General features: G+C 74.0%; 11 protein-coding genes. 3 read left to right on the top strand and 8 right to left on the bottom strand.

The window, feature by feature from the left end:
- The first annotated feature begins 165 nt into the window (after positions 1 to 165).
- Positions 166 to 1,488 (top strand): lipase family protein, encoded by a 1,323-nt coding sequence (locus ACQY0Z_RS29760; protein WP_439813111.1) that lies wholly within the window; start codon positions 166 to 168, stop codon positions 1,486 to 1,488.
- A 204-nt stretch (positions 1,489 to 1,692) separates the two neighbouring features.
- On the opposite strand, the gene ACQY0Z_RS29755 is transcribed toward ACQY0Z_RS29760, so the two are convergent.
- Positions 1,693 to 2,232, bottom strand: coding sequence for a snapalysin family zinc-dependent metalloprotease (locus ACQY0Z_RS29755; RefSeq protein ID WP_381727879.1), 540 nt, complete (start codon positions 2,230 to 2,232; stop codon positions 1,693 to 1,695).
- A 221-nt stretch (positions 2,233 to 2,453) separates the two neighbouring features.
- Here ACQY0Z_RS29755 and mgrA point away from each other — a divergent pair, with 221 nt between their 5' ends.
- Together mgrA and ACQY0Z_RS29745 are read left to right on the top strand one after the other, a co-directional pair.
- Positions 2,454 to 3,497 (top strand): L-glyceraldehyde 3-phosphate reductase, encoded by a 1,044-nt coding sequence (mgrA, locus tag ACQY0Z_RS29750; protein ID WP_189900548.1) that lies wholly within the window; start codon positions 2,454 to 2,456, stop codon positions 3,495 to 3,497.
- A gap of 103 nt (positions 3,498 to 3,600) precedes the next feature.
- Positions 3,601 to 4,083 carry an MSMEG_6728 family protein gene (locus ACQY0Z_RS29745; protein ID WP_254588351.1) on the top strand — a complete coding sequence of 161 codons (483 nt, stop codon included), beginning with the start codon at positions 3,601 to 3,603 and terminating at the stop codon, positions 4,081 to 4,083.
- Positions 4,084 to 4,141: 58 nt separating this feature from the next.
- Here ACQY0Z_RS29745 and ACQY0Z_RS29740 read toward each other — a convergent pair whose 3' ends face one another.
- From ACQY0Z_RS29740 to ACQY0Z_RS29710, 7 genes are all read right to left on the bottom strand, one after another.
- Positions 4,142 to 5,422, bottom strand: coding sequence for an ABC transporter substrate-binding protein (locus tag ACQY0Z_RS29740; protein ID WP_381728784.1), 1,281 nt, complete (start codon positions 5,420 to 5,422; stop codon positions 4,142 to 4,144).
- The gene (locus tag ACQY0Z_RS29735) at positions 5,419 to 6,561 is read right to left on the bottom strand and encodes a branched-chain amino acid ABC transporter permease (RefSeq protein ID WP_381731262.1); all 1,143 of its coding nucleotides are present in this window, start codon (positions 6,559 to 6,561) and stop codon (positions 5,419 to 5,421) included. Before ACQY0Z_RS29735 ends, ACQY0Z_RS29740 begins: the two co-directional genes overlap by 4 nt.
- Positions 6,554 to 7,450 carry a branched-chain amino acid ABC transporter permease gene (locus ACQY0Z_RS29730; protein ID WP_439813110.1) on the bottom strand — a complete coding sequence of 299 codons (897 nt, stop codon included), beginning with the start codon at positions 7,448 to 7,450 and terminating at the stop codon, positions 6,554 to 6,556. Before ACQY0Z_RS29730 ends, ACQY0Z_RS29735 begins: the two co-directional genes overlap by 8 nt.
- A complete protein-coding gene (locus ACQY0Z_RS29725) occupies positions 7,447 to 8,277 on the bottom strand; it encodes an ABC transporter ATP-binding protein (RefSeq protein ID WP_189900540.1) in 831 nt (276 codons plus the stop codon). The genes ACQY0Z_RS29730 and ACQY0Z_RS29725 overlap by 4 nt, the downstream gene beginning before the upstream one ends.
- Positions 8,274 to 9,059, bottom strand: coding sequence for an ABC transporter ATP-binding protein (locus ACQY0Z_RS29720; RefSeq protein ID WP_439813109.1), 786 nt, complete (start codon positions 9,057 to 9,059; stop codon positions 8,274 to 8,276). The genes ACQY0Z_RS29725 and ACQY0Z_RS29720 overlap by 4 nt, the downstream gene beginning before the upstream one ends.
- 361 nt (positions 9,060 to 9,420) lie before the next feature.
- Complete coding sequence (locus ACQY0Z_RS29715; RefSeq protein ID WP_189900536.1) at positions 9,421 to 10,692, bottom strand: helix-turn-helix domain-containing protein; 1,272 nt, start codon at positions 10,690 to 10,692, stop codon at positions 9,421 to 9,423.
- Between the two features lie 143 nt (positions 10,693 to 10,835).
- Positions 10,836 to 13,562, bottom strand: coding sequence for a LuxR C-terminal-related transcriptional regulator (locus tag ACQY0Z_RS29710; protein ID WP_439813108.1), 2,727 nt, complete (start codon positions 13,560 to 13,562; stop codon positions 10,836 to 10,838).
- Between the last annotated feature and the right edge of the window lie 41 nt (positions 13,563 to 13,603).

Here is a 13,603-nt window from a genome sequence, read left to right as displayed (position 1 = left end):
CCCGCCGAACTCCTCGGCGGGGCCCGCTTCTTGTGCCGTCCGGACGCCGGGCCGGTCCGTCGTTCACAGTGTTACCGGTCCGTAACTTACTCGTGGGTTACCGGCGGTAAGTGAACGCTGTTAGTTTTCGGATTCATCTTCTGCAGCCGCAGCAAGGAGAGAGCCGTGAGCCGTATCAGCAGCGTGCTGACCACCGTCGTCGCGACGACGGCCTGTGTGTGCGCGTCCGCGTCGCCCGCCACGGCGGCCGACCCCGTCGTGTCGCGGGGCGTCACCATCCCCGCCTTCTACACCCCGCCCGCCGAACTCCCGTCGGGCAACGGCAAGCTGATCCGCCATGAGCCCCTGCGCCTCGGGCTGAGCCTGCCCGGTCTGAACGGCCGGCGCCTGCCGGGCACGGCCACCCGCCTGATGTACACCTCCACGGACACCAACGGGCAGCCGGTGGCCGTCACCGGCGCCTACATCGAGCCGTCCGCCGCCTGGAAGGGTTCCGGACCGCGCCCCCTGGTCGTCGTCGGCTCCGGCACCATGGGTCAGGGCGACCAGTGCGCGCCCTCCCTCGCCCTGGAGAACCCGCTGACCCTCAACGGGCAGACGGTGTCCTTCGGTTACGAGACCCTCGCCGTCCACCGGCTGCTCGCCACCGGCGCGGCGGTCGTCGTCACCGACTACGTCGGCCTCGGCGCCACCGACCGGCTGCACACCTACGTCAACCGCGTCGACGAGGGCCACGCCATGCTGGACGCGGCCCGCGTGGCGCGCTCCGTGCCGGGCGCGTCCGTCACCGCCGCCTCCCGGGTGGGGATGTACGGCTACAGCCAGGGCGGCGGTGCCAGCGCCGCCGCGGCCGAGCTCCACAGCACGTACGCGCCCGAGGTCCCGCTGGTCGGCACCTACAGCGGCGCGCCGCCCGCCGATCTGACAGAAGTGACGAAGGGCATCGACGGCAGCGCGCTGGCCGGCGCCCTCGGCTGGTCCATCAACGGGTTCGCGCAGGCCGCGCCGGCGCTGCGGGACGTCGTCGAGGCGAACCTGAACGACGCCGGACGCAAGGCGCTGAAGGACATCTCCACGACCTGTGTGGGCGACGCGATCCTCGGCTACGGCTTCACCAAGAGCACCAAGTGGACCAAGAGCGGGAAGTCCGTCGGCGAGATCATCGCCGGTGAGCCCGCTGCCCAGGCCGTCCTGGACGACCAGCGTCTCGGCCGGCTGAAGCCCACCGGGCCGGTCCGGCTGGCGACGGGCACGAAGGACGACATCGTGCCGCACGCGCAGGCGCGGCAACTGGCCCTGGACTGGTGCGAGAAGGGCGCCGACGTCACCTACAAGGCGGTCAGACTGCCGAACCTGGGCGACAAGCTGCTCACCAACCACCTGGTGCCGCTGCTGACCGACCAGGGCGACGCGGTGGAGTGGCTGACCGACCGGCTCAAGGGCAAGACGACGAGCTCCAACTGCGGAACCATGCCCGCGCAGCCGTGAGCGCGCGGGAATGACATGAGCCCCGTACCGCGAGTGCGGGACGGGGCTCATGAGCGGAGCGCCGGGCAGGCCTTGCACCTGCATCTCCCCACAGGAAGTGGGGCGTCTTTCCTTGGACCACCAACGCACAGTCGGGCGGCGGGGTTTCGTCCTCGCCGTGACCTGAGAAAACCATAGCGGAGATCGGCTCACTCGTCACATCGGTCACATGAACAGCCCGGCCGGGGCCCGTTCGAACTTCTCTTCGACCTCCGCCCGCTCGGCCGGGTCGGGCAGCGCGGACCTGCAGGACGGCCCGGCACTGGCGCCGGACATCAGTTCGGAGCACGGGCCGGGCTTACGGTCCGGCAGACCCAGCACATGACCCAGTTCGTGGGCGGCTATACGGACGGTGGAGTGACCCTCCGCCACCGCCTCCCGGCCGAAGTACACGGTGCCGCTGCCCAGACCCCCGGGCACGGTGCGCGGCCAGCCGTCGACCACGACGATGCGGATGTCCGCGGTTTCGCCGGCCGCCGCGGGCCGCAGTTCCACGGCGTCGAGGCTGTTGTTCCAGATCGCCGCTCCCCGGTCCACCGCGGACGCGAACTCCCCCGCACGTCCGGTGTCGTAGGTCAGCACCTGGGTCTCCCCCGAAGGCGACGCCGTGCCGGCCGTCCTGACGGCCACGGCCTGTCCGCCCACCACCGGGCTGGACAGGACGAACACGGCGGCCACGGCGCCGGCGAGCGTACGGATCCGCATGGTCGACCTCCTGTGGGGGGACAGCGGCGGTCGAAGTGCCGCTTTCGTGCGGCTTCCCGCCGCCCGGCCGGTCAATCACCGGACCCCGGCGATTCAGAAGTCCCGCTGCTCAATCCCATGCGACGTACCGGTTGGACTTCCGGATCACTCGGGGGCACTGTGGGCCCAGGATCAACACCGTCCCACGGGACACCCCGTTCGCACCACCGGAGACCGCACCGATGAACCACCTCGCCGCCCCCGACCGCTACGACGGCACCATGCGCTACCGGCGCACCGGGCGCTCGGGGCTCGACCTGCCCCTGCTGTCGCTCGGCTACTGGCACAACTTCGGCGACGACCGGTCCTTCGAGAGCCAGCGGGCCATCGCGCTGCGCGCCTTCGACCTGGGCATCACCCACCACGACCTGGCCAACAACTACGGCCCGCCCTACGGCTCCGCCGAGATCAACTTCGGCCGGCTGATGAAGCAGGACCTGGCGCCGTACCGGGACGAGATGGTGATCTCCACCAAGGCCGGCTGGGACATGTGGCCCGGCCCCTACGGCCAGGGCGGCGGCTCCCGGAAGTACCTGCTGGCCTCCCTCGACCAGTCCCTCAAGCGGATGGGTCTGGAGTACGTGGACATCTTCTACTCGCACCGGCTGGACGCCACCACGCCGCTCGAGGAGACCATGGGCGCCCTGGACACCGCGGTCCGCCAGGGCAAGGCGCTCTACGTCGGCATCTCCTCGTACGACGCCGAGCGCAGCCGTCAGGCCGCGGAGATCCTGCGCGACCTGGGCACCCCGCTGCTGATCCACCAGCCGTCGTACAACATGCTGAACCGCTGGATCGAGTCGGACGGGCTGCTGGACGTGGCCGACGAGGAGGGCTTCGGCGTCATCGGGTTCACCGCCCTGGCGCAGGGGCTGCTCACCGGGCGCTACCTGAACGGCGTGCCCGAGGACTCGCGGGCCGCGGCGGGCACCTCGTTCGACGCGGGCTGGCTGACGGACGACATGCTGCGCAGGCTGCGGGCGCTGAACGACATCGCGGCCCGGCGCGGGCAGACGCTGGCGCAGATGGCGCTGGCCTGGGCGCTGCGCGACCCGCGGGTGACGTCGCTGGTCATCGGCGCCTCGCGCACGGAGCAGCTGGAGCAGAACGTGGCCGCGCTGGAGAACCTCGACTTCACCGCCGAGGAGCTGGCCGAGATCGACTCGTACGCCACGGACGGCGGCGTGGACCTGTGGCGGGACGCCCGCCTCGGCGCGCTGGGCTGACCCCCGGCGCCGGGCGGGCGAGGTGTGTCCCGCCCGGTTCTGGGAACTGAGGTGCTGCAGACCGCTCGACCCGCTTGGTCCCCCACCTCCCCGGACGGCCCCCGTGCAGACCTTCCTCCCCTACCCCGACTTCTGCGGATCCGCGCTGGTCCTGGACCGGAAGCGGCTCGGCAAGCAGCGGGTGGAGGCGCTCCAGGTGCTGCGCGGGCTGATCGTGCCGGGCTACGGCTGGCGCCGTCACCCCGCCGTGCGCATGTGGAGGGGGTACGAGGAGGCGCTGGTCCGCTACGGCCTGGACGTCTGCCGGGTGTGGCGCGAGCGGGGCCACCAGGACAGCTGCGCGGCCACCCTGGTCGCCGACCTGGCGACGGTGCGGCCCGGGGAGCCGGTGCGGAGCCAGGAGGAGCTGGCTCAGGCCGGTGAGCTGCCGCCGTGGCTCGGCGACGAGGCCGTGCACCGCAGCCATCGCTCGGCGCTGGTGCGCAAGGACCCGGAGGTGTACCGGGAGCTGTTCCCCGACGAGCCGGACGACCTGCCGTACTTCTGGCCGTCCTCCGACCGCGACCCGGAGGCGGCGGCCGGCTGAGCCCCGGCGCTCCCCTCACGGGGCGCGCCGGGGCTTCACCTGTGCCTCAGTGTGTGCCTCAGCGGGAGGACAGGTACTCCTCGACGCCGGGTGCGGTGTGCGCGTCCTCGGCGTTCACGACCCCGCCCACGGCCTTCGCGTCCGGCTTGAGCACGTAGGTCTCGGTGCTCGCGGGACGGTTCACGTCGGAGAAGTTCTGCGGCGTGCCGAGCCCGGTGTCGGCGTTGGACTGCGAGCGGTGCGCCTTGACGACGTCCTCCCTGGTCAGTCCGCCTGCCTCACAGGCCTTGGCGAGGTCCTCGCCGATGAGCTCGGCCGCGTTGTAGCCGGACAGCACGCCGGAGTCGACGGGCGAGTCCGGGTACTTCTTCTTGTACGACGTCACCATGGTCTTCACCCCGGGCAGGTCGGAGCTGACGGCGGGCGCCGCGCTGACCACGTTGAGCATGGCCGCGAGGGCGGGCGCGGCGGGCGTCTCCATCAGCTGGGGCGCGAAGCCGGGTGCGCTGCTGACCACGGGAACCTTCAGGCCACGCGAGGCGGCGACGCCCACCAGGGAGGCCGTCTGCGCCGGTCCCGCGCTGATCAGGACGGCCTTGACGCCCTGCTTGCGCAGCGCCGACACCTGCGCCGACAGATCAGTGTCGGTGGCCTGGATCTTCTGCCCGGCCACCTTCATCCCGGCCCGTTCCGCCGCCCAGGTGGATCCCTCCAGGGCGTTGGCGCCGTAGTCGCCCTCGAAGTAGACGTGGCCGATGGTGTCGCCCTTCTTCAGGCCCTTGGTGCGGGTGAGGAAGTCGACGGCGGCGATCATGTCGACGTCGTAGGTGGTGCCGAGCACCTGGACGGCGTCCTTGCCGAGCAGGGAGGCGGCCCAGGCCTGCGGGAAGGTGAGCATCTTGTCCCGCTCGATGTCGTCGAGCAGGGCGGCCACCACCGGGGAGCCGATGACCTGCGGCAGCGCCACCACGTCGGGGGCGATGTCGGCGTAGGCGGTGACGGCCTTCTGCACGTCGTAGCCGTGGTCCTTGACGACGATCTCGACCTTGCGGTCGCAGATGCCGCCCTTGGAGTTGACCTCGTCGGCCCACATCTGCTGGGCCTGCACGATGCTCTTGCCGAGCGTGGCGTAGGGGCCGGTCAGGTCGGTGAGGGCGCCGAGCCGGATGGTGTCGTCGTCGACGCCGGGTCCGGTGCGGACGCCGTCGGCGGAGTCGCCCTTGCCGTCGCCCGACGCCTTGGAGCTGCATCCGGTGGCGGCGAGCAGCAGGGCGAGGGTGCCGGCGAGGACGGCCCCGGCGGCGCGGACGCGGGGGCGGCGGGTGTGTCTGGTGGTCACGGGGTGTGCTCCTTGGGTCGTGCGGCCGCGGCCGGCGGCGGGGGCGAGGGAACGGCGGTGTCCGGGGCGGTGGTCGGGGTGCGGCGGCGCCGCAGGCGGTCACGGGCCCGGCGGGCCAGACCGTGCAGCCCGTCGGGGGCGTACAGCAGGACGAGGACGATGGCGGCGCCGTAGAGGTAGCGGGCGGCCTCGGTGGGGCCGACGGCGCCGTCCGCGGAGCCGGGCGCGGCGACCAGCGGAAGCTGGTCGGCGTAGCGGGTCATCAGCAGCGGCAGCGCGGTGACGAACACGGCGCCGGCGGTGGCTCCGGCGACCGAGCCGAGGCCGCCGATGACGATCATGGCGAGGTAGTCGACGGACAGCACCAGACCGAAGTAGTCGGGCACCACCCGGCGGAAGGCGAGCGCCAGCAGCACCCCGGCGAGGCCCGCGTACATCGACGACACCACGAACGCGGCGGAGCGGTGCCGGGCCACGTCGACGCCCATCACGGCGGCGGCGGTCTCGCTGTCGCGCAGGGCCGCCAGCGCCCGGCCGGGGCGGGAGCGGAGCAGGCCGCGCGCGGTGAACCAGGTGAGCGCGAACAGCGCCAGGCCCAGGAACCACAGCCGTTCCTCCGCGCCGAACGGCACGCCGAGGACGTTCAGTCCACCGTCCGAGTCGAAGGTGAAGCCGCCGAGGGACAGCGGAGGCACGGAGCGGCCGTTGAAGCCGCCGGTGACCGACTCGGCGGTGAGCAGGACGTGGTGGCCGAGGAAGACCAGGGCGAGGGTGGCGATGCCCAGGTAGATGCCCTTGACCCGGCCGGCGACGGGACTGAACAGCCCGCCGGCGAGGCCCGCCATCAGCACCGCGAGAGGTACGGCGAGAGCGGTCGGCAGGCCCGGTCCCGGGTCGCCGGCCAGCCAGGTGTAGCCGTAGGCGCCGACGGCGAGGAAGAAGGCGTGGCCGAGGGAGAGCTGTCCCGCGGTGCCGCTGAGCAGAGCGAGTCCGACGGCGCCGATCGCGGCCGCCATGGAGAACAGGCCGATGCGCAGCCAGAAGGCGTCCAGGTAGAACGGCGGCAGGCACAGCAGCACGGCGACGACGAGCAGGGTGGCGCGGCGGCGGGTGAGGAGCGCGCGGATCCGGTCAGACACGGGCCGCCCCCTTCGCGCCGAACAGCCCGTTGGGCCGCACCAGGAGCACCAGCAGCATCACGGCGTACGGTGCGACATCGCCGAACCCGTCGCCCAGCACGTGCAGTTCGGACTGGTAGCCGACGACGAGCGCCTCGGTCAGCCCGATGACGAGACTGCCCGCGAGGGCGCCCGCCGGGGAGGCGAGCCCGCCGAGGATGGCGGCGGGGAAGGCGTTGAGCGCGATCTGGCCGGTGGTGCGCTCCAGGCCCGGGGCGGGGAACGCGGCGAGGAACACGGCGGCCAGCGCGGCGAGCGCGCCGGCCAGGCACCAGGCGCCCGCCCGCACCCGGCCGAGGCGTACGCCCATCAGCGCGGCGGCCTCCATGTCCTCCGCCGCCGCCCGCAGCGACAGGCCCCAGGAGGTGAACCGGAACAGGGCGAAGACCCCGGTGATGACGACGGCCGACACGGCGATCGCGGCGAGCCGGCTGTCCGCGACGGTCACCGGGCCGAGTTCGGTCACCGCGTCGCCCCACGGGTCGCCGAGCGTCAGCAGGTCGCCGCCGATGCGCCGGGCCAGTTCGGTGAGCAGCACGATGTCGATGCCGATGGTGACGATGGTCTGCACATGCGCGGAGTGGGCGTCGTGGCCGCCGCGCTGCAGGAGGAACCGGTCCAGCGCCCCGGCCAGGGCGGCCGTGACAACGACCGCGAGGGCGAGTGCCCCGGCGAAGCCCAGGTCGTCGTGGAGGACGGCGACCAGATAGCCGCCGAACAGCAGCAGGGAGCCGTGGGCGAAATTGAGGACGCCCGAGGCCTTGAAGATGACGACGAAGCCGAGGGCGACCAGCGCGTACACCGCGCCGAGGGCCAGTCCGCCCAGCAGGCTGTCCAGGAGATCCGTCATGCCGCGTCCTCCCCGGTCGCGTCGGTGCCGAGGTAGGCGCGCAGGACCTCCGGGTCCCGGCGGACCTCGTCGGGGGTGCCGTGCGCGATGGGCCGGCCGAAGTCCAGCACGGTGACCTCGTCGGCGAGACGCATCACCAGACCCATGTCGTGCTCCACGAGAACCACGGACAGGCCGAGTTCGGCGCGCAGCTGCGCCACCACCTCGGCGGTGCGGGCGCGTTCGGCGGCGTTCATGCCGGCCACCGGTTCGTCGAGCAGCAGCACACGGGGCTCCAGGCAGAGGGCGCGGGCGAGTTCGACGCGCTTGCGGTCGCCGTAGGACAGCAGGCCGACCGGTGCGTCGAAGTGGTTTCCGAGGCCGGTGAGTTCGGCGATCTCGCGGGCGCGGGCGAGGTGCTCGCGCTGTTCGCGCCGGGCGCCCGGCAGCCGCAGGGCGCTCGCGGTGAACCCGGCGCGGGTGAGGGCGTGCCGGCCGAGCATCAGGTTGTCGGCGACGGTGCCCTGGGTGGTGACGATGTTCTGGAAGGTACGGGCCACGCCGAGCGCGGCGATGCGGTGCGGGGCGAGCCGGGTCAGCTCCGTGCCGCCGAGGGTGACGGCGCCGGCGTCGGGGCGGCACAGGCCGGACAGCACGTTGAAGCACGTGGACTTGCCCGCGCCGTTCGGGCCGATGAGCGCGTGCACCGATCCGGGGGCGACGGTGAAGGACACCCCGTCGAGGGCGGTGAGGCCGGCGAAGCGGACGGTGACGTCGCGGACGGTGAGTTCGGGCGGGGCGGTGGTGCTGGTTCCGCCGGCGCGGGTCCTGGTGGTGCGGTCGTTCACGCCGCCCCCTGGTCCTGTGCCGACTCGCCCAGGTAGAGGCGGCGTACGGCGTCGGTGCGGGCGAGTTCCCCGGCGGGGCCGGACAGGCGGGTCTCCCCCACTTCGAGTACGTGGGCGTGGCTCGCGAGGGAGAGCGCCATGCCGGCGTTCTGCTCGACGAGGAGCACGGCGGTGCCCTGTTCGTTGATCTCGCGGATCACCTCCGCGATGCGGTGCACCATCTGCGGGGCGAGGCCCAGGGAGGGCTCGTCCAGGAGCAGCAGGCGGGGCGCGGCCATCAGGGCGCGGCCGATCGCGAGCATCTGCTGCTCACCGCCGGACAGCAGGCCTGCCTGCTGGTGGGTGCGTTCGGCGAGCCGGGGGAAGAGCGTGAAGACGCGGTCGCGGGCCTCCTGGACCTGGGCGCGTCCGCGGCGGCCGAGGCCGAGGCCGCCGGAGCGGAGGTTCTCGTCGACGGACAGCCCGGCGAACACCCGCCGTCCCTCGGGTACTTGGACGACGCCGGCGCGGACCGCGGCGACCGGGTCCTTGCCGTCGAGCTCCGTGTCGCCGTAGCGGATACGGCCGGCCGTGACCGCGCCGCGGTGCAGGCGGAGCGTGCCGGAGACGGCGCGCAGCAGCGTGGTCTTGCCGGCGCCGTTCGCACCGAGCAGGGCCACGACCGTGGCGGGCGGCACGGTCAGGGAGACGGAGCGGAGGGCGGACAGGGCGCGGCCGTAGGTCACGTCGACGTTCTCGACGTGGAGGGTGGGGCCGCCACCGTCCGGTGGTGCTTCGGGCATCACGACTCCTCGGGGTCGTCGCGTGGGGTCGCGACGGCTTCGGGGGAAGGGGTGCTTACGACAGCACGGGGGTGGGGAGGGGGTACAGCGGTCCGGGGGTGCACGCTGCGGTGTACCAATGGGGGTGGGGGCGGGTTGTGCGGGTGCCCATGCGGGGGCTTGTTGGTTTGGCGCGCCCAAGGGGCGGGTCGGCTCTGTTCGCGGGCGGCCGCGGGCCGGTGGAGGTTGGTCGCGCAGTTCCCCGCGCCCCGTTGAGCACGTCTGGCTGCGGGGCGGTCAGTGGATCCGCGTGCTCTGTTGTGTCGCGGGCGCGGGGCGGTGGGGGCTGGGCGCGCAGTTCCCCGCGCCCCTTGGGGGCGCTTTACGTTGCGCGTGTGGGGTTGAGGAGGTTGTGGGCTGTCAGGGCCAGGGTCGTTTCGACCAGGTCTGTGGGGCGGGAGAGGTTGCGGCCTGTCAGTTGTTCGTAGCGGCGGAGGCGGTTGAGGACCGTGTTGCGGTGGCAGTAGAGGCGGCGGCCGGCGCGCTGGGCGGAGCCGTCGCAGGCCAGCCAGGTGGCGAGGGTGTCGAGGAGGACCTCGGCGTCGGCGGGTTCCAGAGCGGCCAGGGGGCCGAGGAGCCGGTCGGACAGCGCCGCGGCGAGGTCCGGGTTCGACGCGACCAGCGCCGCCGGCAGGTGCTCCTTCAACCGGACCGTGCCGCCCGCCCCGGGGCACAGCCGCAGCGCCGTGTCCGCCTGCCGGCGCGCCTCCCCCAGGGCGGCCAGTCCCTCGACCGTCCCGCTGACGCCCACCCGCACCCCGGGCGGCTGCTCGTCCGGGACGAGCGCCGCCTCGTCGCCCTCGACGAGGACGATGCCGTGGTCGGCGTCCACACCGGTGTGCCAGTGCACGCGCACACCCGGGGCGAGGGCCGCCTGGGCGCCCGTACAACCCGGGGACCGCGTCCCCTCGACGGCGACGACGACGTACCGGCCGTGCTCGGGCAGGTCCAGCGCCTCCGCGGCCTCGGGCAGGTCGGCGATCCTGCTGGTGCCGTCCAGCAGCGCCGCGGCCAGCAGCCGCACCCTGTTCTCCCTTCGCCACGCCATCTGCCGCTCGGTCTGCCGGTAGGCGTCCGCGACGATCGTGCAGTGCTCGTCGACGAAGTCCCACACGTCGGACGCGACATGCACCAGCAGCCGTACGTCCTCCGGCGCCGCCCGCGACGTCTCGTCGACCAGGCCCTGCCACACCAGCGAGCCGCCCAGCCGGAAGGCGTGCAGCACCGCGTCCAGCGGCAGTCCCTGCTCGGCGCGGCAGGCGCCGATCTTCCAGGAGCAGCGGCGCGCCCCGTCCCGGGCGCCCCGCGGATCCAGCAGCGAGGAGATGCTGTGCCGCAGCGAGCGGTGCACCTCCTGCCAGGTGGCGACGGCGTCGCCCTCCACGGCGGTGCGGTAGGCCGGCTCCTGCTCCTGGAGCACGGCGACCAGCCGGTCGGTGAGCTGCGGCAGGTCGTCGAGCAGAACGCGGGCGGCCCGGTGCAGCACGCGCAGCGCGTCCGCGTCGATCAGCGACCGCACGCGTGGCGTCCGCGACCGGGGTGCGGGCACGGGTCCGGGACGCAGCAGGGTTCGTGGCCGTACGGCGTGAGGCATCGCGCATTCCCCCCAGGGTCGGGCTGTCGGGCGGTGCCCGTGCGGCGGCCCCGTACCGGCGCCCGGCAGGTACGGGGAGCCCGCGGGCCGGCCGCCGTCGGACTCGTCCTGCCCCGAAGGATGGCATACCGTCCGGTCGGTCCCTAGAGTCGTGCACCGGTCTTTTCCTCCTGCTCGACCAGACGCACCAGCTCGACCCGGGAACGGAGGCCGAGCGTGGCGAACACGTTCCGCAGGTGGTAGTCGACGGTGCGGGTGCTCACGGAGAGGCTGAGGGCCACCTCCCGGTTGGTGGCTCCCGCGGCGACGTACCGGGCGATCCGCAGCTGTTGCGGGGTGAGGCGGGCGAGGTCGCCGGCGCCGGAGGCCGTGGCGGGGGCGGCCGACGGGGCGGCGCCGCCGGCGCGGAGTTCGGCGGCGGCCTGCTGCGCCCAGAGGCGGGCGCCGCAGCGTTCGAAGCCGAGGCGGGCCTCCTCCAGACGGGTACGGGCCTCGCGGAGGCGGCGTCTGCGGCGGAGCCACTTGCCGTAGAGGAGTTCGGTGCGGGCGCGTTCGAAGTCGCCGGCGGTGTCGTCGTGCCGGTCGAGGGCGCGGAGGTACAGCTCGTCGGCGGTGTCGGGGCCGGCCAGGAGGGCGCGGCAGCGGAGGAGTTGGGAGGGCGCCTGCGGGTCGGCGCCGCAGGCCGCCCACAGGGCGAAGTCCTCCACGACCCCCGCCGCGTACTGGGGGCGTCCGGCGGACGCGGCGGCCTCCACGAAGCAGGGAGCGGCGAGCATCCACACCGCGAAGTGGCCGCGGCGGGCGCCGGGGCGGACCAGCGGGCCGAGCCGCTGCGCCGCCTCGGCCGGCCGGCCGGCGCCGAGGTCCGCGCGGGCGGCGGCCCAGTGCGCGAGGGTCGCGGCCTGGGCGAGCCCATGCCGGCGGGCGATGCTCAGGGCCGCCTCGGCGTGCTCGGCCACGAGGTCCGCCTCGCCCTCGATGGACGCGGCGAGGGCGAGGACGGCGTGGTGGTGGGCGGCGGTGTTGCACTGCCCGGCGCGCTCGGCCGTGCGCAGGCCCTCCTCGGCATGGGTGCGGGCCAACTGGTGGCGCCCGGCGCGGAGTTCGGCGTAGGCGAGGTATTCGAGGGCGCGGGGTTCGAGGGCGGCGGAGCCGGAGGTACGGGCGGCGGCGAGGGCGCGGGCGCCTGCGCGGCGGGCGGAGGGGATGTCGCCGAGCAGGAGTGCGGCTGCGGCCGCGCGGAGGAGGGGGTCGGGGGTGGTGCCCTGGAGGCCGGTTTCCACTACGCGGCGGAGGGGGGCGGCGGCCAGGTCGAAGCGGGCCAGGAGGACGGCGCGCATGCCGTCCTGGTGGTCGCGGTGGGGGTCGGCCACTGCGGCAGCGCGCTCCGTGCGGGGTGCCGTGGCGCCCGCCCTCCCCCACTCTCGGCTTCGCCCGAGCGGGGGGACCCCCATCGCCCTGCGGGGCGACTGCCCGCCACTCTCTTGTGGGACTCGGACGCAGGCCTCCGCAAGAGGGAGTGTTGGCGGTGTGTGGGTGGGGGCCAGGGCCGACAGGCAGGCTGTGGGGTCGCCTGCGGACCAGGCCGCATCCGCCGCGCCCAGGGTGGCGCGGGCCGCCGCGGGTGGGGGCAGGAGGTCCGCCGCCAGGAGGAAGGACTCGCGGGCGTCCTCCACCGGGCCGTCGGCCAGGAGCACCGCGCCTCGCAGAAGTTCCGCGCCTCCCCGCACCGAGGCCGGTGCGGTACGGCCGCGTGCCCGGTCCAGCAGGCGCAGGGCGTCGGAGGTCTGGCCGGCGAGGAGTGCCTGCTCGGCGGCGGCAAGGTGGTGACAGGCGCGTTCCGCCTCGTCCGGGGTGAGGTCGGCCGCGCGGGCCAGGGCCCTGCGGCGGAGGGTGGGGGGTGCCGTCGATGTCGGGTCGGTGGCCGCCGAGGCCAGGGACGCCGCCGTGCTGGGGGCGGGGGCGGTGACCGCCCAGGCGCGGTGGAGAAGCGGGAGGAGGGCGTCCGGGTCCGTCGCCGCCTCGGCCAGGGCGAGGTGCGCCGCACGGCGGTGTTCGGCGGGCGCCGTGACGTACACCGCTCGGGCCAGCAGCGTGCTGCGGAAGCGGAGCCGGCCCTCGGTGTGGGCCAGCAGGTCCGGGAGATCCTTGCCTGTCGTGCGGCACGCGCGGAGGACGAGTGCCGCGTCCGCGTCCTCCTCCCCCGTCGCCCGTGTGGCGGCCGCCGCCGTCAGCAGCAGGCCGCCGGGGTCGTCGGGCAGGCGGTCACCGGCCACGTCGGCCAGTACTTCGGCGTCGACCAACGGTCGCGGCAAGGCGCGTCGCCCGCTCAGCTGGACCGGTGACAGACGCCGGACCAGCGCCAGCAGCAACGCGGGGTTGCCCTCCGCCGCCGTGATCAACTCCTCCCGTACGGCGGGGGCGACGGCGCCCTCCGCGCGCTCCCGGATCAGCGGCGCCGCGTCGCCCGGGGTGAGCGGGCCGAGGCGCAGGAGGGGCAGGTCCGCCAGTTCGGGGGGCGGGGTACGGTGGTTGGCGACCGTCATCAGGAGCGTCGCGCGTACGGTCGACGCCCGTATGCGTGCGGCGGTACGGGCGAGTACGGCTCGGGACGGGGAGTCCCACAGGTCGGCGTCGTCCACGCAGAGGAGGAGCGGGCCGGCCGTACGGAGGGCTTCCTCCAAATCATCGGCGCCGTCGGCGCGTACGTACCGCACCGGGCCCTCGCGGAAGAGGCGGGCGGCGTGGTCGAGGAACGTGGTGCGGCCGCAACCGGGTTCACCGGTCACGACACGGACGCCGCCGTCGGTGCGCAACGCGTCCAGCAGCTCGGCGGTCAGCCGCTGCCGCGCGGTCGTGTGTCCGGTCATTCTCGCGACCTTACTCACGCGTAAGGTCGCGCGGAAGGTAT

Source organism: Streptomyces sp. P9-2 (assembly GCF_051903975.1).
Lineage (GTDB): Bacteria > Actinomycetota > Actinomycetes > Streptomycetales > Streptomycetaceae > Streptomyces > Streptomyces cellulosae.
The sequence above is the reverse complement of the archived record's forward strand: the minus strand, read 5'-3'. Positions and strand labels throughout refer to the sequence as shown.

Coding starts and splice junctions, on each gene's coding strand:
- ACQY0Z_RS29755 (WP_381727879.1), bottom strand. CDS start 2,232: ATGCGGATCCGTACGCTCGCCGGCGCCGTGGCCGCCGTGTTCGTCCTG.
- mgrA (WP_189900548.1), top strand. CDS start 2,454: ATGAACCACCTCGCCGCCCCCGACCGCTACGACGGCACCATGCGCTAC.
- ACQY0Z_RS29730 (WP_439813110.1), bottom strand. CDS start 7,450: ATGACGGATCTCCTGGACAGCCTGCTGGGCGGACTGGCCCTCGGCGCG.
- ACQY0Z_RS29720 (WP_439813109.1), bottom strand. CDS start 9,059: ATGCCCGAAGCACCACCGGACGGTGGCGGCCCCACCCTCCACGTCGAG.
- ACQY0Z_RS29715 (WP_189900536.1), bottom strand. CDS start 10,692: ATGCCTCACGCCGTACGGCCACGAACCCTGCTGCGTCCCGGACCCGTG.
- ACQY0Z_RS29710 (WP_439813108.1), bottom strand. CDS start 13,562: ATGACCGGACACACGACCGCGCGGCAGCGGCTGACCGCCGAGCTGCTG.